12 protein-coding genes are annotated in these 20,930 nt (G+C 68.2%); 4 read left to right on the top strand and 8 right to left on the bottom strand.

Annotated elements, in window-relative coordinates:
* Positions 1–41: 41 nt before the first annotated feature.
* From trxA to V4U86_RS14665, 4 genes are all read left to right on the top strand, one after another.
* Positions 42–395: a thioredoxin gene (trxA, locus tag V4U86_RS14680; protein ID WP_395306715.1), complete on the top strand. Its 354-nt coding sequence runs from the start codon at positions 42–44 to the stop codon at positions 393–395.
* Between the two features lie 25 nt (positions 396–420).
* Positions 421–1,251 (top strand): enoyl-CoA hydratase, encoded by an 831-nt coding sequence (locus V4U86_RS14675; protein ID WP_395306714.1) that lies wholly within the window; start codon positions 421–423, stop codon positions 1,249–1,251.
* 25 nt (positions 1,252–1,276) lie between these two features.
* Positions 1,277–2,905: an ABC-F family ATP-binding cassette domain-containing protein gene (locus tag V4U86_RS14670; RefSeq protein WP_395306713.1), complete on the top strand. Its 1,629-nt coding sequence runs from the start codon at positions 1,277–1,279 to the stop codon at positions 2,903–2,905.
* Positions 2,906–3,004: 99 nt separating this feature from the next.
* Positions 3,005–3,193, top strand: a complete 189-nt coding sequence (locus V4U86_RS14665; protein WP_395312051.1) for a helix-turn-helix domain-containing protein — start codon at positions 3,005–3,007, stop codon at positions 3,191–3,193.
* A 25-nt stretch (positions 3,194–3,218) separates the two neighbouring features.
* Here V4U86_RS14665 and V4U86_RS14660 read toward each other — a convergent pair whose 3' ends face one another.
* The 8 genes from V4U86_RS14660 to acnA all read right to left on the bottom strand — a co-directional run bounded on the left by V4U86_RS14660 (position 3,219) and on the right by acnA (position 20,739).
* Positions 3,219–5,048, bottom strand: coding sequence for a hypothetical protein (locus V4U86_RS14660; RefSeq protein WP_395306712.1), 1,830 nt, complete (start codon positions 5,046–5,048; stop codon positions 3,219–3,221).
* Complete coding sequence (locus V4U86_RS14655; RefSeq protein WP_395306711.1) at positions 5,048–9,583, bottom strand: hypothetical protein; 4,536 nt, start codon at positions 9,581–9,583, stop codon at positions 5,048–5,050. The genes V4U86_RS14660 and V4U86_RS14655 overlap by 1 nt, the downstream gene beginning before the upstream one ends.
* 3 nt (positions 9,584–9,586) lie before the next feature.
* Positions 9,587–12,949 (bottom strand): hypothetical protein, encoded by a 3,363-nt coding sequence (locus tag V4U86_RS14650; RefSeq protein WP_395306710.1) that lies wholly within the window; start codon positions 12,947–12,949, stop codon positions 9,587–9,589.
* Positions 12,950–12,952: 3 nt separating this feature from the next.
* The gene (locus V4U86_RS14645) at positions 12,953–15,961 is read right to left on the bottom strand and encodes a DUF6603 domain-containing protein (RefSeq protein ID WP_395306709.1); all 3,009 of its coding nucleotides are present in this window, start codon (positions 15,959–15,961) and stop codon (positions 12,953–12,955) included.
* A gap of 62 nt (positions 15,962–16,023) precedes the next feature.
* The gene (locus V4U86_RS14640; RefSeq protein ID WP_395306708.1) at positions 16,024–16,263 is read right to left on the bottom strand and encodes a hypothetical protein; all 240 of its coding nucleotides are present in this window, start codon (positions 16,261–16,263) and stop codon (positions 16,024–16,026) included.
* 112 nt (positions 16,264–16,375) lie between these two features.
* Positions 16,376–17,164, bottom strand: coding sequence for an AfsR/SARP family transcriptional regulator (locus tag V4U86_RS14635; protein WP_395306707.1), 789 nt, complete (start codon positions 17,162–17,164; stop codon positions 16,376–16,378).
* 185 nt (positions 17,165–17,349) lie between these two features.
* Positions 17,350–17,916: a TetR/AcrR family transcriptional regulator gene (locus V4U86_RS14630; protein WP_395306706.1), complete on the bottom strand. Its 567-nt coding sequence runs from the start codon at positions 17,914–17,916 to the stop codon at positions 17,350–17,352.
* 3 nt (positions 17,917–17,919) lie between these two features.
* Complete coding sequence (gene acnA / locus V4U86_RS14625) at positions 17,920–20,739, bottom strand: aconitate hydratase AcnA (protein ID WP_395306705.1); 2,820 nt, start codon at positions 20,737–20,739, stop codon at positions 17,920–17,922.
* Between the last annotated feature and the right edge of the window lie 191 nt (positions 20,740–20,930).

The following is a 20,930-nucleotide window of genomic DNA, read 5'->3' as shown; positions in this document are numbered from 1 at the left end:
TACTGGGAATTGGCAGTATCGCCCGGACGTTAGGAAAGAGCGTGACTACACAGGACATCACCGCAGCAGAGTTCAAGGCGATCGTCGACGAGAACGACATCGTCCTCGTCGACTTCTGGGCATCGTGGTGCGGTCCTTGCCGCGCCTTCGCCCCGACGTTCGGTGCGTCTGCGGACAAGCATCCCGACGTCGTGCACGCCAAGGTCGACACCGAGGCCGAGCCCGAGCTGGCCCAGGCCGCCGAGATCCAGGCGATCCCCACCCTGATGGCCTTCAAGAAGGGCCACCAGGTGTTCCGGCAGTCCGGTGCGCTCGGACCGGCCCAGCTCGAGGAACTGATCACCAAGATCAAGGAGTTCGACATCGACGCGGCCATCGCGTCGCAGCAGAACTGACGCGGGGCCGACGGCACGCGATAGCGTGCACCTCGTGACTGAGCCCAGCGACTACGTCCTCGTCGACCATCCGGAGCCCGGCGTGGCGTTGGTCACCCTGAACCGTCCCGAGCGGATGAACTCGATGGCGTTCGACGTCATGGTTCCGCTGCGCTCGGTGATCGCCGACCTGCACCACGACAACTCGGTGCGGGTGGTGATCCTCACAGGGGCCGGCCGCGGCTTCTCGTCCGGGGCGGACCACAAGTCGGCCGGATCGGTGCCGCACGTCGACGGCCTCACCCGCCCGTCGTTCGCGCTGCGCTCCATGGAGGTGCTCGACGACGTCATCCTGGGGCTGCGTCGGCTGCATCAACCGGTGATCGCCGCGGTCAACGGCGCGGCGATCGGCGGGGGCCTGTGCCTGGCCCTGGCCTGCGATATCAGGGTCGCCGCGGCCGGCGCCTACTTCCGCGCCGCCGGCATCAACAACGGCCTGACCGCCAGCGAATTGGGTCTGTCCTATCTGCTGCCCCGCGCGATCGGCGCGTCGCGGGCCTTCGAGATCATGCTCACCGGCCGCGACGTCGCCGCCGCCGAGGCTGAACGCATCGGCCTGGTGTCCAGCGTGACCCCCGAGGACGAGCTGTTGTCGCGCTGTCTGGAGATGGCGCGCGGCATCGCGGCCTTCTCCCGGCCGGGAATCGAATTGACCAAGCGCACTCTTTGGAGTGGACTAGACGCCGGTAGCCTGGAAGGTCACATGCAGGCTGAGGGCCTGGGCCAGCTCTACGTGCGTCTACTCACCGCCAATTTCGAGGAAGCGGTTGCTGCGCGCGCACAGCAGCGGCCCCCGGCCTTCACCGACGACAAGTAGTTAACAGACATGAGGAGGTAGTTGCGTGATCACCGCAACGGACCTGGAGGTCCGCGCCGGGGCGCGCACACTGCTGTCCATCGAGGGTGCGGCGCTGCGGATCCAGCCCGGCGACCGGATCGGCCTGGTCGGCCGCAACGGCGCAGGCAAGACCACCACGATGCGGATCCTGGCCGGGGAGGGCGAGCCCTACGCCGGGTCGGTGGAGTCCACCGGTGAGATCGGCTACCTGCCGCAGGACCCGCGGGAGGGGGATCTCGATGTCCTGGCCCGCGACCGGGTGCTTTCCGCGCGCGGCCTGGACACCCTGCTGGCGGACCTGGAGAAGCAACAGACGCTGATGGCCGAGGTGGCCGACGACGACGCCCGGGACAAGGCGGTCCGCCGCTACGGGCAACTGGAGGAGCGATTCTCCGCGCTCGGCGGTTACGCCGCCGAGAGCGAGGCCGGCCGGATCTGCGCGAGTCTGGGGTTGCCCGACCGGGTGCTGACCCAGCAGTTGCGCACCCTGTCCGGTGGCCAGCGCCGGCGGGTGGAGCTGGCCCGGATCCTGTTCGCGGCCTCGGACACTGGTTCGGGGTCGGCAACCACGCTGCTGCTCGACGAGCCGACCAACCACCTCGATGCCGACTCCATCGGCTGGCTGCGAGGATTTCTGCAGAACCACACCGGCGGTCTCGTGGTGATCAGCCACGATGTGGACCTGCTGGCCGATGTGGTGAACCGGGTGTGGTTCCTGGACGCGGTGCGTGGTGAGGCCGACGTCTACAACATGGGGTGGCAGAAGTACCTGGACGCCCGCGCCACCGACGAACAGCGGCGCCGCCGCGAACGTGCCAACGCCGAGAAGAAGGCCGGCGCACTGCGTGCGCAGGCGGCGAAGATGGGTGCCAAGGCCACCAAAGCCGTTGCCGCCCAGAACATGTTGCGCCGTGCTGAACGGATGATCGCCGAGCTCGACGCCGAACGGGTGGCCGACAAGGTGGCCCGGATCAAGTTCCCGACCCCGGCGCCCTGCGGGAAGACGCCGCTGGTGGCCAACGGCCTGACCAAGACCTACGGCTCGCTGGAGATCTTCACCGGAGTGGACCTGGCCATCGACCGCGGATCACGCGTGGTGGTCCTGGGACTCAACGGCGCCGGTAAGACCACCCTGCTGCGACTGCTGGCCGGTACCGAATCCGCCGACGCGGGCACCATCGAGCCCGGGCACGGATGCAAGATCGGGTACTTCGCGCAGGAACACGACACCCTCGACAACGAGGCGTCGGTCTGGGAGAACATCCGCCATGCCGCCCCGGACACCGGGGAGCAGGATCTGCGAGGTCTGTTGGGCGCGTTCATGTTCACCGGTCCACAGCTCGAACAGCCAGCGGGCACACTGTCCGGTGGTGAGAAGACCCGGTTGGCGCTGGCCGGTCTGGTCGCGTCCACCGCCAACGTGTTGCTGCTCGACGAGCCGACCAACAACCTGGACCCGGCCTCGCGTGAGCAGGTGCTCGATGCCCTGCGCAGTTACCAGGGCGCGGTGGTGCTGGTGACCCACGACCCGGGCGCCGCCGAGGCCCTGGACCCGCAGCGCGTGGTGCTGCTGCCGGACGGGACCGAGGACTTCTGGTCCACCGAGTACCGGGATCTCATCGAACTGGCATAGCGCTGTTCGCAAGGCAATTCGGGCGTTCCCGCCCGGACTGTTTGTGTCCTTCACCGTCTGGGTATGCGCACCACTGCATCGCGAAGTGGGGAGATGTCGATGAAGGAAACGAACAAGTCTCGTGAACAGCTCCTGACCGACCTGCGCAGCGCGTACGAACGCGGTGCGAGTATCAGGTCGCTGGTGGCCGAAACCGGACGATCGTACGGATCGGTCCACAGCATGCTGCGTGAATCGGGAACCCGGATGCGCAGCCGTGGGGGACCGAACCACCGGAAGGCGAGCTGACCATTCACCTGGCCGGTGGCGGTGCTCACGGTGCCGGTCGGTGCATGTCGCCGATGGCGAGCGCGGAATCCCACGCGAGCCTGCTCGAAGCCTCGCCGCGACCGGTCCGGACCCGGTACGCGGCCCATCTTGCGTACGTGCCGTCGGCTCGACGGGCCAGCACCGGCACCGCGCGCAGGTGCACCCCCTCGCGCGGCAGTTCCTCGCCCGGAAACGTCAACGGTGTGGGGGCCAGGGTCACGCCGACCGCCTCGACCGGTACGTCATCGCGCAGCAGGGCCCCCTTGCGCAGGGCCAGCTGTCCGGGCTGCGGGGCGATCGGCACGAGCGGAATCCAGTGCGCAGGGATCGCGGTCTGTAACCGGTACACCCGTTCTTCCGGGCTGAGATGCTCCGGCCACGGGTCCGGCTCGGGCCGCGGTTCGCTCGCCCGGGAACGTGGATCTCCGCTGCGGCCCTGCACCGTGCGCTCGATGGCCCACGCCATGTTCGCCATCTCGTCGCGCAGGAACAGCACCTCCTCGACGGCCTCGCCCACCAGGCTGCCCGCCGCCACGGGTGGCAGCACCACGCCGGGCAGTGCGCGGCCCCCGGCCGTCGACACCCGGAACATGGTGAACTCGGGATCGGACAGTTCCGGCAGTTCGACGGTGTCCCCGAAATCGTCTGTCAGCCGCACTGTGACGACCTGATTGATCGCACCCAACAGGCCGTCCACGGGTACACCGAGCCAGTCGTCACCTGTGGACATGGCGAACTCGGCGAGACACAGCCGCGCCAGATCCGTGTCCTGAGCCTCGATCGCGGCGAGGTCCACCTTGCCGTCCTCCAGTTGCCAGTAGCGGTCCGCGGGCATGCCGGGAAAGCGCAGCGGCGTCGCCAGCATGGCCGCTGTCGTTTCGACGGGCGCCCCGGAGGGGGCACCGTCGGGTGTGTCGGCGGCTGCGGCATCAAGCCATTCGAGGTCACTCCAACGCACCTCCGCGGCACCGAACTGGGTGCCCCGGACGCAGACGGCGTCGGCACCGTCGCCGAAGCGCAGCGCGAAACGGTACTCGAGTCGCTCGGTCGACCATGCCCCGCCGGAGTCGGCGGCGCCGGTGAGCCAGGTGAGCCAGCCGCCCAGCACGGTGCGCACGGCGTCGGCGTCACCGGCGTCGGCCAGCCACGACGGATCCCCGGCTGCCAGATCGGTGGCAATGGCCCGGCCATCCGGATAGGCCCCGCCCAGCACCCGGAGCAGCCGTTTGGCCTGTGGATCGAGCGCGTCACGCGCAGCGATCTTGGCCAGCCGCGCCTTCCGGTCGTCATCGGACTCGCCGAGAACCGGCTGCTCGGGGGACTCCGGGTCCTCGGCGAGAGACAGCGGATACCGGGCGGCAAGTGCCGCGGCGAGGTCCGGTTCGCCGGCGTCGCTGAGCAGCTCGACAAGTTGCGCGCCGGCTTCAGCGCGCTGGCGCAGTCCCGAACCGAGGACCAGTTCGGGCACGTCCTGCACGAGTTCCTCGAGAATCGACCCCGCATACCATGGTCGCCACTGAACACCGTCCAGCCCGACGGTACTGTCGTCCAGCGGCGCCCAGGCCGTGATGGGCAGCGCCCGTGAGGAAACCTCTACCGCCACAGCCGATCCGGCGTCCTCGCCGACGAGTTCGCCGAACTGCCACTGCCTGCCGAGCAGCCATGCCGGGTCGGCCAGGCGGGCTTCGGAGCCGGGGGCGGGATCGCCGGTGGTGGAGTCGGGCTCCAACCGGACCAGGGCAGGCGGGTCCAGCAGATGCAGTTGCGCGGCAAGCGCCGCCAGGCGGGGATTGACGACGGCCGTGACCAACGAAACGGGCTCGATCTCGACCATCATTTCACCTCCGAGAGGAAGGGAGCGGCGGATGCGGTCCACTTGACCGCGGCCAGTTCGGCGAAGGCGAAACCCTTGCGCGGTTGCAACCAAGGGCTCGCCACGTAGATCGCGGGCAGGATGGCCGCATCCCCGGGCACCTTCTCCAGGGTGACCAGGCGGGCCTTGGCGATGTCGACTGTGGACAGCACCGCCTGCACCACCGTGTCGGTTGTCCAGCGCCGTCCGTCGGGTGATACCGCGGAGATGAATACCTGCGGCGCCCGAGCGGAGGCCTGGTTCGCGTGTACCGCGAGTCCCGTCGTCGCACGGGCCGCCCGCAGCGGGTTGTCCGGGTCGGCGCCCTCGGCGAATGCCCGTGCGTCCGGTTGGAACGGCAGTGTTTCGACCCACCCGTCGAAACTCAGACCGGCGAATCGGCCGCCGTAATCTGCGGTGGGGGAGACGAGTTCGACAACCATATGGGTTGCGCTGTGTGAGGGCCAGGGTGCGTCGTCGGGCCGCGGCCCGGCCAGCCACAGATCGGTACCGGGGGCCGCCACCGCGCCGTTGCGTTCGGTCAGCTGCGCCACGGTGAGCGCGATCGGGTGCCCGAGCGCACGGCCGAGCAGTTGGGCCTCCGACACCCGGCCGACACCGGCGCGGACCGTGGCGTGGTCGCGGATGAATGCACCGATCTGCGCGGGGGCGGGCTGCGGGAACACCGGTGCGGTCAGCGCCTCGACGAAATCATCAGGGCCTACTACGGCTTCGAGCAGGGGAAGCATCCGGAACCCGTCGCCGAGGATGCCCTCGGCGACGCTGGTGGCTGCGTCGAGGATTTCCTCCGCCGTCCGGGGTGGGTCATGCGGGGCCCGGATGGCATCGACCACCGCGCGGGCGCTTTCCCATCGGGCGGCAGCGGCATGCCATGCGCCCCAAGCCCATCCGGCATTCGTGGGGACCGTGAGGTCCGGTACCAGCGGTACACCGAACGCCGCGAGACCGGCCACCGCATCGGCCACGGCGCCGACGTCGGCCTCGTCGATCGCATACGTTTCCGGGTCGATCAGGGCGACCGCCGGCTCGCCGGCGGTGAGTACCTCGGCCAGCGCATCGAGCAGGGCATCGCAGCGGTGCAACAGCTCGTCGACGTCGACGGTCCGCTGGGCAGCACCGCCGGACCGCACGAGGTCACCGGGGCCCAACGGTTTTCCGCCCGCCGCGATGGTGCGCAGCGTCGAGGCGAGCGTCACCGCCGCGATGATCGAGGTCGATCCGGCGGGCCAGTCCTCGGCCGGGCTCTCGGCCAGCGGGCTCTCACCCATGCCGGCAATGGCGACCCGCAGATCGCGGTCGAGGGTGTCGAGGTTGTCGCACAACACGAGATCGAGCGCTGCGAATCCGGCTTCGGCCAGGGTGTGTCGCGCCCCCGGGGCATCGGTCACGATGATGGCGGCGGGGTCACCGAGGCGCCGCGCCGCCCACGCCTCGAGCCGGGGTTCGGCAATCGCGCGCGGGCGGGTGGTCGACCAGCCGACGGCCTCGACTCCGATGGCGGCGAACACTGCGTGGGTGAGGGTGCGGCCCGGCTGCCGAACTCCCAGCACGGCGAGGTCCGGGTCGACCGAACCGCCCGCCGCCAACGCATCGAGCGCAGCCGCCGCCCGCGCCGGGTTACCGCTCACGTATTGCATGACCGATTCACTGAGCAGCGCATCGGCCACCGCGTCGAGGGTGGTCGATGCGCCCCGCAGCGCGGATTCCACGGCATCCCACTCCGCGCCGGTGATTGCGGCCCAACTGCCGTCGGGGATGTAGGCGTTGACCGGTTGCGCTGCGAGCGCGGCCCTCAGTTCCGCGAGATTGTCCGGCGGGAACCGGCGCAGCAGCTCGACTCCGTCGACGACGTCCGCGGCGGCGACCCGGGTGCTGCGGTCCGCCTCGGCCAGGTCGTTGTTGAGTTCGTCGGTGTTCAGGGGCGCCAGCTCGCGCAGGCTGAGCTGGAACCGGGCGGCCGATCCGACGAGGGCGCGCTCGATCTGATAGCCGAGGAGCGCGCCGATCGACTGTCCGGCCTTGACTCCCTCAAGTACGCGCCGCAGTTCGGTGCCGCGCCGGCTGGAGAGGTCGATCGCAAAGGGCTGGTGCCCGTCCTTGGCGCCGATGTTGGATCGCTTCGCGCTGGCCAGCATGCCTGCGGCGACGGCGTGCGAACTGCTCGGGGCGTGCAACCAGCCGGCCGGCTCCCGGCCGCGCAGCCCGAGCCGGATGTTTTCGACGTAGCCGAAGGCACCGATGGTCATGGCGGGCTCGGCCTGGACGGGGATCCGCGACGCCGCCAGCGCCGTCGCCCATGCATCCACCCGGTGCGATGCCACGTCAAGTGCGGATGCCACGGCGATGCGACGTTCGTCGAGCGGGATCGCGCCCAGCGCGGTCATCGCCGTGCTCACCTCGCCGCGCGTCGCGAACGCATCGAGCAGGCCCGCGATCGCGTTCTGTCCGATCCAGCGCGCCTCGGCGGTATCGCCGAGGTCCAGGGCCACCTGCGCCAGCGAGGTGCGGGTTTCGGTGACTGGTTCGATGGCCGCCAGGCTGATCGGCTCGGTCGGCTGGCCGGCGAAGTGCACCACCGAGCGCAGATTTCGGGCGGCCGCGAAGGCCCGGTCCGGTTCGGCAGCGCCGCTGTTGCCCGGGGCGGTGGCGGCTTGCACCAGCGCCGCGATGTCCGGCTGGGTGGCCAGCAACTCCAGCAGCGGCGGCACGTAGGCATCGGGGGCGGACCGGAAGCCGATGGCCTTGGCGCTGTCCCAGGCGATGTCGAGCAGCGCCTGAAGCACGCTGTCCACCTTGGGGCTGCCGCCGGCCAGGATCTCGGCGATCACCTCGGGATCGTGCGCGGACACGAGAGGCATTGCGACCGTGCGACTTTCCCTGTTGAGTGACGGCGGCTTGTACCATTCGGCCGCTTTCGCCGAGTATTGGGCGAGCATCGCCCGGGTGATCTGGAGCTCGGCCTGTACGCGGGCAGGATCCACCCCGACCGCGGCGCCGCAGGGCTGCATGTGGTTGCCGTCGACCGCGGGCCGAACCCGTACCCCGATGGAGGTGGGGCTGGTCCCGAGCATGTCGAGAAGCTCGGCGTCGCCGATCTCGTCGCCGGGCCCGATGTGGGGGAGCGTACGAGACCGGGTCACCCATCGTTGGAGGGTCCGCTCGATGATCGGCACCAGGCGCGCGGTGAGTTCCCCGCCGCGCGGCGTCCATGCCGACAGATCGGTCACCGGGAGCACACCGTAGGGCTGCGCCCCGATACGCACGACCGGCGCGTGCCCGGCGGCCCGGAGGTGGTCGCGGTGCACCCGGCGGGCGGACTCGAGATTCGCCGGGGTCACCGCGGGGCTGGCCTCATCGACGTCGTCGAGCACCGGACCCCAGGTCGCGAACCACAGGGCGGTGTTCGCGGCCTGCTGGGCAGCGTCCAGTGTCGAACGTGCGGTGTCGGTGTCGAGCAGGTTCTCGATGGCAGCCGGGTCCACACCGAGCAGCCGGCCGGCGTTGCGGGCGTCTGCCGACGGGTCGGGCGGTACCAGCGGGGGCGGCCCGCCGGTGGCGTCGGGACGGTAGGGCGAGCGGTCGGTCTCGGCGTTGTTGGTGGGAGTGCCGGCGGCGCGCAGCGAGAAGCCGTCCGTGTAGCGGTGACTGGTGAGCAAGGCGGTGAAGTCGGCCGCGTTCTGCTCCTCGGAGACCGACCGGCGGGTGCCCACCACCACCACCCGGTCGATCACGGAGGTGCCCTGCGGGAGATCGACTTCCACGCCGAGACCGCCGGCCAGGGCATGGGCGAAGTCGACCGTCCACTCCGATCCGGCAGGCACCTTGAGGGCACCGGCGTCCACGATCTCGTCGTCGCCGAGCGCGATCGGTGCGATCGAGATGTCGCGGGAGATCGGGTTGCCGACCACGGTGATCGGTTCCCGCCCCTGCGGGAAGACGCGGACGACGAAGTGGTCGGGCAGACAGCGGGCGACGGTCCCCCGGGCGATCTCGATCGGCGCGTCCGGGAAGACGGGTGCGCCCGCCCCGCGTTCAGCGGGATTGGTCGGGGTGGTGACGTGGGCGATCCACGGCGCGCGCCGGGCCCCGGTGGCGGTGACGAGATCGGCCCAGGCGGTAGGTGACTCGTCGTCGTCCCACCGCACGGCCCAGTAGGCACGGCCGGCGGCGGCCTCGGCTTCGGTCACCGAACGCAGCAGGCTGTCGACGTGAACCTCGTCGGGGGTGATGCGGACGCGCAAGGTCGACGTCCCGGGCTTCATCTTGGTCTGCACCCGAACCGGCAGCAGCACCAGCGGGACGTCGGGCGACGCGTCGCACGGGTCGATGAGTCCGGCGAGACCGCCGATCCGGCCGGCGAGTTCGAGGTCGATGCGGGCGAGGTCGCGTCGGCGGGCGCGGTCCATCGGGGTGGCGACCAGACGCTCACGCTGTCCGGCAAGCCCGGCAACGGTGGCGCGTGCGGCAAGCAGATCGTGGGGCGTGTCGACGGGCACAGCTCATTCACCTCTCTTGATCAGATCGGTCGCTTGGAAAGCCACCCGCACCGGATCATGCAGGCGGGCCTTGGCGAAGGCAGCCGAATCGGAGGCCGACGGGACCGTCAGGAACTTTCCGTCGATCAGGTCTGCGGCGCCGATATCGGCATCGATCGGACGGTCGAAGCGTGTTGCGGTCGGGTGTTCGGCGATCAGGATCCACCACTCGGGCCGGTCCAACTCGTCGATCGCGAGGTTGACCCCGACCAGGGCGATATCGGGTTCCAGGTGGGCGGCGAACAGCTGCTCCGCGACGGCACCGCCCTGATCGAAGTCAGGGGCGTTGACGGGGCCGGGGTTGCGCACCGCCTGGATGATCAGGTCTGGGAACCGGCGGACCAGCTCGCTCTTGACGACGATCACCGCGCGCGGTTCGCTGCCCCCGGAACCGCCCGCTGATATGTGCCGGGACAACGGGGTCCGGGAAAAAGCGTGGACGGGCTGGGTCAGCTCGTCGTCCTGCGCGTCCCAGAACCTCCGGAAGTACGTTCCGCGCTGGTCGGTCGGGTAGTTGCGCCAGAGCAGCTCGCGGCCCATCTCGTCGGACAGGCCGACCAGGAACGATTCCATGAAGACGCTGTTGGACTCCAGGACGGTGACGAAATCCTCGGCGGGCAGCAGGCCGAGACCGGGTACCAGCCAGTCGCGGTCGTAGTCGTTGAGTGCCTGATACATCGGCCGGTTGAACCGCGGTGCAGCCATGATCGGGGTGATCACCGGCTTCGCGAACCAAGCGGGGGCGAGGTCGTGGGACAGCCGGAGCCGGCCGTTGAGGGCGGCCCGCACGGTGTGTGCGGGGTCGAGTCGCTGGGTCAGGGTGTCGATCGTCAGAGTGTCGCGGCGCGGGACCTTGTCGATGCCGAGCACCCCGCCGGGATCGGCGAATACCGCCATCTCGGCACGCAGCGCCGTGATCGGGAAGGCGTCGATACGGTCGAGAACCGGGGTTGCCCGCACTTCGGCCAGTTCGGCCAGCCGGGTGAGCGCCGTCGCCCGGGCGTCTGCCGGGCTCTGGTTGGTGACGCGTTGCAGCAGAGCGGGATTGAGCTGGTTGAGGCCACGGATCCGGCCGGGCAGCCGGCCCGCGCCCGCTACGGCGAGTCGCCCACCGGCACCGGGGAGGCGGCGCACTCCGGCGCCGATCGCGACGCCGCGCAGCACGGCACCGTCGCGGGCGATCCCGCCAACCGGGTTGGCGACACCGCCGACCCGGTCCACGACACCCCCAAGGGCCCCGACGCCGCCGAGCCCCCTGACGCCGCCGACGCGGTCGACGAGCGTGTTGTTGAACGTGACCGCCTGGCTTTCGAACCGCTCGCGCAGGCCGGCCCGGGCTGCGGCACCCGATTTCGCCAATTCCGCGGCCAGCGGGCCGACCCGTTGCGCGCGAACCGCCGCGAGTGCGGGTATCGGCGCTTCCCGCCGAACACGCTCGCCCCACTGCTCGACCACCATGGCACCCAGGTCGAAGTCCTGCCGGGGATCGGCCCATTGCCCCGGGTCGGTGAGCAGGCTGGCGAGGCCGCCCGCCATCGTCGCGTTGGCCACCGAGAGCGCATTCGGTACGCCTCCGATCGGAACGGCGATGGCGGCGGCCACCAGCGAGGCATCGAGAGACGCGATGGCCGCGGTGCTCAGCCCACCGACGCCGTCGGGATTCCGGTACACCCTGGTGAAATCCTTCATGACGGCATCGGTGCCGACCAACTCCCCGGCCCGTCGGCGGGTCGTCGCGCCGGCCCGCCGCAGTACCGGGCCGTCCGGACGCGTCGAACGGCGGAACGCACCCGAAACCGCCGCAGTGGGCGTCGCACTCTCGGCAATGTCGAGGGCCAGCGTGCGGTTCGCCGAAATCGAGACACGGGCCGCCAGCGGGGCAGCGATCTGCAGGAGCCGGCCTTGCTGCAGATCGGTTATCCGGCGGTGCATGCGCTGAGCGAGAAGTTCGGACAGTTGCGCCAGCCGGATGGCCCGGTTGGCCTTCTCCACCTCGCCGAGTTGTGCCCATGCAGCCTGCATGAGTTGTTCCTGATCGCGTTGCACCACACGGGTGCCCAGTCCGGCCACGATGCGGTTGGTCGGGGTGAGGTTGAGCTCGGAGAACCAGTCTTCGCCGGTGATGACCGCACTCCCGCGGTGCAACTTGGCGTAGATCCGCGGGCCCACGATCGGCAGATCGGGTATGCCCCCGGTGCGTTCTTGGGTGCCCTCGATCTGGGCGGGCAGGTCCAACTGGGTGCGAAGGTCCTCGATCATCGACTCGGGCCAGACCGCGGTCTCGGCGGTGGACTGCTCGGGTGTCGTCGGCGGGGACGGCGAATAGAGGGCGCAACGGAGCACCTGCTTGGCGCCCACTTCGTCATCGGGCAGCGACCCGAGCGGCTTGCCGGGCTCGGATACGTCGATGAACCGCCTGCCCACCTCGTAGGGTGCGACGACACCGGTCAGCCGCAGGGCGAGGGTGGTGAAGTCACCGTCGGGACCGGTGCGGAACTCCCACCGGTCGTAGACGGGAAGGCGGACCGGGTCCGCGGAGGCCGACGTCCACGCCGGGTCGAGGGTGCCACCGGTGAGGCCCAATCCGCCGCGCGCTCCGACATCGGTAGTGGGGACGACCGCGGCGACGTAGTCGGTGTCCTGGCGTAGAACCAGTGGCGAGACCAGCCGGGACAGGTTCACCGCGGCGAATTCGGGTGACATCCGCACCGGCAACGGAGACTCGTTCTCCGACACTGCAGTCTGGGAGTGCGCCCACAGGTGCGCAGCGGTGAGCGGTGGTAGCGCGGACACCGGGACGCGCAATACCGGAAGTAGCCCGGTCCCCGATTCCCATTGCACCGCAGACCTTTCCACGACGATCAGGGTCAGCCACGGCCGCAGCGTAACCGCCGCTGGCGCCGCCGAGAACGCCCACGGCAGTTCGGGACGGTTGAACTCGACGTGCGCGAGCACGGTTTCCTCGGCGGTGAGCGTGCCCGGCGCGGGGTAGCGGCGGACGATCTGCGCGGCGTCGATGCCACGCACGTCGCCGGGACCGTAGAGGGTCACCGTCAGCCCGGCGCTGGCCGTCGCGCCGGTGCTGTCGGCGAGGGGGAGCGTCACCTCGGAACTCGAACGCACCGCGCCCTGGGCCGGCTGTTGCGCCGCGGCAGCCAGACCTCCGACGGCGAATGAGGCGAACTCAAGCCGTTCGATGGCAATCTTGCTTTCGACGAATCGGTCCTCCTCGCGCACAATAAGTTTGAAGGCATCGGATACCACGTTGCGTGCCGTCGTACCGAAGGGCAGCACGACCTGAGCCGCAATTGCTTCGAGGTCTGGCATTGCTCATCCCCTCACCGAGGTCCGGACCGCAAGGTCGGCGGCACCGACTGCGTCGACGACGGCCGCGGCTTCGGTGGCGCTCAACGCACCGAGACCGGCCAGCAGCAGGCCGCCGGTTCTGCCGTCGGTCAGTATCGACGTCCCCTGCGGCAGGACGTCCACCGGCGGGTCGGCCGGCGCCTTCACCAGATACGGATTACCGGTTTCCGCGACGGCCCGGCCCACAGTGCTGGTGCGCACATACGCCGCGCCGAAGGTGTCGAACTTCCAGGTTTTCTGCCGGATGGCCGAGAACCGGTCGTCGGGGTTGCGCACGTAGGTGCGGTAGGCGACATTCTCCTGCTCGGAGTCCCCGAGCGTAGGTGTGGTGGCCGCGGCGATCCGGCAACCCCCGGTCAGTTCCTCGAATCCTGACCGAGCAAGCAGCTTCTCGCCTTCGAGGTCGAAGAAGTGGCCCGGCGCGAACGGGGTGCGCAGTTCGCTGACGGCCGCGACTTCGCCGGCCGAGGAGACCGGCATGCCAAGGGTGACCATGTCCGCCTTGACCGGTGAGGCGCCCACATGGGTGATCCGGACGCCGAGCGGCACCTGGGTCTGTGACACTTCGAGTCCGGCGAGGGGGTGGGCGATGCGCCCCGCGACGTCGTCGACGTCGGCCAGCGTCACCAGCTGCGCGGCATGGTCGGGCAGCGTCGCCTTCCACGAGTCGGGTTCGTCGAGGGCGGCGGCAGCCAGTGCCAGGGCATCGACCGGGGGCAGTTTCGGTGGCTCCCGGTCACCCCAGGTGATCGGACCGAGATCCTCGTCGAAGGTGGGCAGGAACCAGACGTCGACCTTGATGTGGCCGGCCAGTTCGAACGGGCGGGTGCCCTGCAGCGATCCACGGAACATGATCGAGGCGAACGTGAAGCCCAGCAGTTCCACCTCGACGCCGACTTCGATCGCCACCTTGAACGCGAACCGGGGCGACCAGATGAAGATCATGTCCAGGGTCAGCCAGGCCTTCGCGGCGACCACCGCGAAGTCCGCATTGAGCCGGCCGTCGATGCCGAGTTGCACGGACCCCGCGGTGATGGCGAAGTAGGCCTTGATGACGAAGCTGATGGCCTTGGCAGGGGAGAGGTCGATGGTGAGCCGGTCCATCTCGCCGAGCTTCGGCTTCTTGCCGACCAGCTTCTCGTATTCCGGGTGGAACCCGCCGATCGAGAACTCGAATCCGCCGGAGCCCGACCATTCGATGTAGAGACCCATATCTCCGGATACGGTGAACTCGGCGATCTTCGAGTCACGCATGCTCGCGAAGAGCAGAAGATGGTCGGGGGTGATCGCCACGAAGACATCGGCCTTGATGTCGGTGATGGGCGCATCCTTGGTGGGCACCCGCACCCGAAGCGAACCGAGCACGACGATCATCGGGTCGGGAAGGGCAAGGACGACACCGAGTTTCATCTCGACGAACTTCGCCTGGGACCCCCAGCCGAGTTCCACGATCGGACCGACGACGAAACCGCCGGGGCTCGGCGGGAAGATGTCGGCGACCTTGTCGAGCAGCTTGGGGGCCTCGGCGACCGGATTGTCCGGGAACAACATCTTGTCCAGGATGTGGTCCTTCATCCCGGACCTGAGGGCCTCCAGTGACAGTCCGCGGTCGATGGCCAGAATGCCGCCGATACCGTTGAGCGTGAAGCCGAAACTGAGTTCGATGGCGACCGGGAAGCGCACTCCGATCACCAGAACCAGCGAGAAGGGGTCCGGCGAGAGGATGACGATCGCCGAGACGCCGAACTTGAGAATCTGCAGCTGGACAACACCGCCGAACTCGATGCGTTTGACGTCTTTGCCGTCGACCTTGTAGGTGCGCTCGACACGCTGGATGAAACCGCCGCCGGTGATCGGACCCGCCTTGATGCGCAGGCCGAGGGCGTCGGGCCAGCGGGTGGAGACGGGCATCGCGAACATCGCCTGGTGTTCGGTTTCTCCCTCGGGGGTGATCACCAGCCCGCCGCCGACGACCTGCATCCCGACCGCAGCGCCCATCGTGGCGGCGATCGAGGTGGTGATCTCGAAGGCGGTGACCTCGCGGGCCGGATTGCGCACCAGGCCGAGCGCCATCTCGCGCAGTTCCACTCCCGGATAGGAGAAGCGGACGGGCAGCACCGCCTTCTCGTTGGCCCGGCCGTCGCCGAGATAGAAACCCTGGCCGGTGTCCAGCGAGATCGCGGTGGTGGTACTGGTTTTCGGTTCGCCCGCGCCCGGCATGACCCTGGCGAGCAGCGGATCTCGGGTGAGCCCGGGCTGCAGGATGGTGCGCATGCGCAGCCCGATGATGCCGACATCGCCGATGTAGTACTTGTTCTCACGCTGGACGAGTGATTTCTTCTCCTCCTCGGTGGGATTGGCGATCTCGCGGTCGCTGAACTGGAGGAAGCCTTCGAACGAGATCTCGTCGAGGGTCAGCATGCCGAGTGTGGCGGGACCCGCCGTAGGGGTCCGCGCCACCAGCTTGAACCCGTTCTGCTCCCGGTCGAGTTTGATCTTGTCACTCAGGTCCCCGAGCAGGTTGTCGATGCCCAACAGTCGCCCGAATTTGTTGAGCAGGTTGCCGGCGCCGGCTCCGAGGTTCTTGAACGGCTGGGCAGTCGGATTCCACAGACCCATCAGACCGGCCCGGATGTTCTCGTCGACGTGGCCGTTGGCGTCTTTGGCGAGTTCGGTGGCGACGATGTTGTACGCCTCGTCCGCGGCTGACAGTGCCATTCCGATGCGGATCGCCACACGGGCAGCGACATCGAAGTCGAAATCGTCGGTGTCGATGTCGCTCGACGATTCCGTGACCATCTTCTGGATGAGCTCGGTCTGTTTCTTGATCTTCTTGCCGATCTCGTCGAAAACCGGCTCCATCGCCTCGATATCGGCTTTGAGTTTGTCGAATCGCGTCTTGCGTGCCGGGGTGTCGAAGGTCACCACTGCGCCCAGGAACGGCCCGGTGTCGCTCCATGTGGTTTGGGTCATGTGCCCGAGCCGGGAGTTGAGAAACGCCTCGATCGCCTGGAGAAACCCTGTGCCGATATCGGTCATGAATCCCCCCGGTCGTCTGGTTCGGGCCTGCCGGCGAGATCCCTCGCGGCGTTGTCGACATGAGTTCGGATGGCATCGGTCAGTTCGGTCATGCCGGCGAATCGTTGCCGCCGGTTCGAGATCGGGTCCACGATTTCCCCCGTCAATCGGCCCATGACTTCGACGGCGAGGCGCAGCACCAGAGTGATCTGACGTGTGGCGGACAGTTGGTCCGCACTGGGATCGCCTTCAGCCATCGGCCCTCGCTGACTCGGTCGGTTCAGTTCTAGTCCGGGCCGCTGAGGTCGCTCTGAGGGTGACGCCGCATCGGCCGTGAGACTGCGATCAGATGCCGATCAGATCGCCGTGTCACACCGAGCTGGGATCGGTCCGTATCGCCGCGTACAACTGGACCGTCGCCGGCTCGGGCTCCGCATCGAATTCCCGGGCCAGCGCGGCGCGACACAGTGCGTATTGGCGCAACGCCTGAGCGCGCGCACCGAGACGGACATAGGCGCGCATCGTCATGCGGTGCGCATCTTCCCGGCAGGCGTCGATGGCGATCAACTGCAAGGCGGCTGCCAGTGCCTGCGGATAGTCGCCGAGTCCGAAGTGTGCGTCGCCGAGGCGGGCCAGGGAATCCAGGCACAACGCCCGCAGACGTTCCCTGTGGAGCAGGCCGGTGATGTCTTCGGGTGCGGTCAGGTCGCCGCGATACAGCGATACGGCTCGCCGGTATGAGTCGATGGCCGCCGCGACGGAGCCAGCCGAATGGAATCGGTGAGCTGCGTCGACCGCGGTCTCGAATTCCAGGACGTCGATCGACAGCCCGCTCTCGATGTTCAACCGATACCTGTTGTGCGAGTGGATGACAGGTGCCTCACCGCCGAGGGCGTCGTGGAGTTGGCGCTTGAGCCAATGCAGCAGGCTGCTGAGGCAACGGATGGACTGCGGTAACGGGGTATCGGGCCACACTTGTTCGACGAGGGCTTCGCGGGTCACACCGGCATGCGGGTGTGCGGCGAGTGCACTCAGTACGTGCTCGGTCTTTCCGCCCACTCGGAGGGGAAGCGCCATGCCCTCTTTGATGATTTCGAACGGGCCCAGCAGCCGGATCATGACTCCGGATGGCGTGGCGATCTCGAGTCCGCCTGACATCAGCGGCCCGGCTCAGAACGATGTTCCTGGGGCATGGCGTTTCCTCGGCGTCGGAGACATCCTTGCGTTGCGGTACTGAGCCGGTTGGCCACCGGCGCTGCACAACGAAACCTACGTGTGAGCGCCGAGGCCGACCTAGGTATGGCGGTACTCGATTCGCACCGCGGATGTCAGACCGAGCGCCGCTAACGCGGCTGCCGCACCGAATCCTCGACCAGGTCCAAGACCGCGCTGAGTTTGTCGGTGTCCTCCCCGGACGCCATCCGAGCCACCAGTCCATCCAGCACCAGATCCAGATAGGTCTGCACGACCGCGCCGGGCACGTCTTCGCGCAACCGGCCGGCCTGCTTCTGCTTGCGTAGCCGCTCAGTGGTGGCTGCCGACAACTCGGCCGAACGTTCGGCCCACCCCTGCTGAAATGCCGGGTCGTTGCGGAGCTTACGGGCGATCTCCAGTCGCGTGACCAACCAGTCGAACTGGTCGGGCGCGGCCAGCAGATCCCGCATCACCTGAATCAGACCCTCGCGGGCTGCCACCTCGGCCATCCGTTCGGCGTCCTCGCGGGCGAGTTCGAAAAACAGGGTGTCCTTGTCACGGAAGTGATGGAAGATGGCGCCGCGCGACAGCCCGATGGTGTCTTCGAGCCGCCGCACGGTCGCCTTCTCATATCCGTATTCGGCGAAGCAGCGCCGCGCGCCGTCGAGGATCTGGCGGCGGCGCGCCGCCAGATGATCCTCGGTGACCCGAGGCATGGATCAGGACTTCAGCATGTTGCGCAGGACGTACTGCAGGATGCCGCCGTTGCGGTAGTAGTCGGCCTCACCGGGGGTGTCGATGCGGACCACCGCGTCGAACTCCACCTTGCTGCCGTCGTCCTTGGTGGCGGTGACCTTGACCGTCTTGGGGGTCTTACCGTTGTTCAGTTCGGTGATCCCGGCGATGTCGTAGGTCTCGGTGCCGTCCAGCTTGAGGCTCGCGGCGGACTCGCCGGCGGGGAACTGCAGCGGGATGACGCCCATACCGATCAGGTTGGAGCGGTGGATGCGCTCGAAGGACTCGGTGATGACGGCCTTCACGCCGAGCAGTGCGGTGCCCTTGGCCGCCCAGTCACGCGAGCTGCCCGACCCGTACTCCTTGCCGCCCAGCACGACCAGCGGGACATCGGCCTTCTTGTAGTTCTCCGAGGCGTCGTAGATGAATGCCTGCGGGCCGCCATCCTGGGTGAAATCGCGGGTGTACCCACCCGAGACGTCATCGAGCAGCTGGTTCTTGAGCCGGATGTTGGCGAAGGTGCCGCGGATCATCACCTCGTGGTTGCCGCGGCGGCTCCCCAGCGAGTTGTAATCCTTGCGCTCCACACCGTTGGCGTCGAGGTACTGTGCGGCCGGGGTGCCCGGCTTGATCGCACCGGCCGGGCTGATGTGGTCGGTGGTCACCGAATCGCCCAGCAGGGCAAGCACTCTGGCGCCGGAAATATCACTGACCGGCTCCGGGTCGGCGGGCATGCCGTCGAAGTACGGCGCCTTGCGCACATAGGTGGAGTCCTCGTCCCAGGCGAAGGTGTTGCCCTCCGGGGTGGGCAGCGAACGCCAGCGGTCATCACCCTTGAACACATCGGCGTAGGACTCGGTGAACATGTCCCGGTTGATCGAGGAGGCGATGGTCTCCTGGATCTCCGCCGACGTCGGCCAGATGTCCTTCAAAAACACGTCATTGCCGTCGGTGTCCTGCCCGAGCGGATCGGTCTCGAAGTCGAAGTCCATGGTGCCCGCGATGCCGTAGGCGATCACCAGCGGCGGGGAGGCCAGGTAGTTCATCTTGACGTCGGGGGAGATGCGGCCCTCGAAGTTGCGGTTACCGGAGAGCACCGCGGTCACCGACAGATCGTTGTCGTTGATAGCGGCCGAGATCTCGTCGGGCAGCGGACCGGTGTTGCCGATGCAGGTGGTGCAGCCGTAGCCGCCCAGGTAGTAGCCCAACTTCTCCAGGTACGGCCACAGACCGGCCTTGTTGTAGTAGTCGGTGACGACCTGGCTGCCCGGCGCCATGTTGGTCTTGACCCACGGCTTGGAGGTCAGGCCCTTCTCGACGGCCTTCTTGGCCAGCAGCGCGGCACCGATCATCACCGACGGGTTCGAGGTGTTGGTGCAGGAGGTGATGCCCGCGACCACGACCGCGCCGTGGTCGAGCACGAACTCCCCGCGCTCCTCGGAGCGCACGGTGACCGGCTTGGACGGGCGGCCCTCGGCACCGTTGGCCGCGTTCGGGATCACCGCACCGTCATCGGCGAAGGACAGCACCGCAGGATCGCTGGCCGGGAAGGACTCTTCGACGGCCTCGTCGAGCTTGGTGTGCTCGGTCGGGTGGTTCTCTTCGACGTAGTTGTGGATGTCCTTGCGGAACGCGTTCTTGGCGTCGGAGAGCTCGATGCGGTCCTGCGGACGCTTCGGCCCGGAGATGGACGGCACCACGGTGGACAGGTCGAGCTCCATGTACTCGGAGAAGACCGGTTCGGAGTCGGGGTTGTGCCACATGCCCTGTTCCTTGGCGTACGCCTCGACCAGCGCCAGCTGCTCCTCGGTACGCCCGGTCAGCCGCAGATAGTTGATGGTCTCCTCGTCGATCGGGAACATCGCTGCGGTGGAACCGAACTCGGGGCTCATGTTGCCCAGGGTGGCGCGGTTGGCCAGCGGCACCTCGGCCACGCCCTTGCCGTAGAACTCGACGAACTTGCCGACCACGCCGTGCTTGCGCAGCATGTCGGTGACGGTCAGCACCACGTCGGTGGCGGTGACGCCCGGCTTGATCTCACCGGTCAGCTTGAAGCCGACGACGCGGGGGATGAGCATCGACACGGGCTGGCCCAGCATGGCCGCCTCGGCCTCGATGCCGCCGACGCCCCAGCCCAGCACGCCGAGGCCGTTCTCCATCGTGGTGTGGCTGTCGGTGCCCACACAGGTGTCCGGGTAGGCCACCCCGTTGCGGGTCATGACGACGCGGGCCAGGTATTCGATGTTGACCTGGTGCACGATGCCGGTGCCCGGGGGGACGACCTTGAAGTCGTCGAAGGCGCCCTGGCCCCAGCGCAGGAACTGGTAGCGCTCCCCGTTGCGCTCGTATTCGAGTTCGACGTTGCGCTCGAAGGCGCCGGCGTTACCGAAGACATCCAGGATGACCGAGTGGTCGATGACCATCTCGGCGGGCGAGAGCGGGTTGACCTTGTTCGGGTCGCCGCCCAGGGTGGCGACGGCCTCACGCATGGTGGCCAGGTCGACGATGCAGGGCACACCGGTGAAGTCCTGCATCAGCACGCGGGCGGGGGTGAACTGGATCTCGATGCTCGGCTCGGCCGACGGATCCCAGTTCGCGATGGCCTCGATGTGTTCCTTGGTGATGTTGGCGCCGTCCTCGGTGCGCAACAGGTTCTCGGCGAGCACCTTCAGGCTGTAGGGGAGCTTCTCGGTCCCGGGTACCGCGTCGAGGCGGTAGATCTCGTAGCTCTGGTCCCCGACGGCCAGGGTGTCACGGGCACCAAATGAGTTCAAGGATGAATTGGCCGTATTTTCGCTGCTCACATCAACTCCCGGCTAGATCTCGCCGCGACGGGCTGTGTCGACGGCGGTGCTGATCCTAACAGTACGCTTGTCCTGCAACGTGCTGTGGGTCGGGTTCAGTCTTCTCCAGTTCGGCTCCGGGTGCGACCCCGTTGGCCAGATCGTGGGATCACGCGGCAGTCACGCTGCAATGACGACCCGAGCGTCGGTTT

It is taken from the genome of Mycobacterium sp. AMU20-3851 (genome assembly GCF_043974665.1).
Lineage (GTDB): Bacteria > Actinomycetota > Actinomycetes > Mycobacteriales > Mycobacteriaceae > Mycobacterium.
This window is presented reverse-complemented; position numbering and strand designations above follow the sequence as displayed.

Coding starts and splice junctions, on each gene's coding strand:
- V4U86_RS14645 (WP_395306709.1), bottom strand. CDS start 15,961: ATGACCCAAACCACATGGAGCGACACCGGGCCGTTCCTGGGCGCAGTG.
- V4U86_RS14660 (WP_395306712.1), bottom strand. CDS start 5,048: ATGGTCGAGATCGAGCCCGTTTCGTTGGTCACGGCCGTCGTCAATCCC.
- V4U86_RS14630 (WP_395306706.1), bottom strand. CDS start 17,916: ATGCCTCGGGTCACCGAGGATCATCTGGCGGCGCGCCGCCGCCAGATC.
- V4U86_RS14635 (WP_395306707.1), bottom strand. CDS start 17,164: ATGTCAGGCGGACTCGAGATCGCCACGCCATCCGGAGTCATGATCCGG.
- V4U86_RS14640 (WP_395306708.1), bottom strand. CDS start 16,263: ATGGCTGAAGGCGATCCCAGTGCGGACCAACTGTCCGCCACACGTCAG.
- V4U86_RS14665 (WP_395312051.1), top strand. CDS start 3,005: ATGAAGGAAACGAACAAGTCTCGTGAACAGCTCCTGACCGACCTGCGC.
- V4U86_RS14650 (WP_395306710.1), bottom strand. CDS start 12,949: ATGCCAGACCTCGAAGCAATTGCGGCTCAGGTCGTGCTGCCCTTCGGT.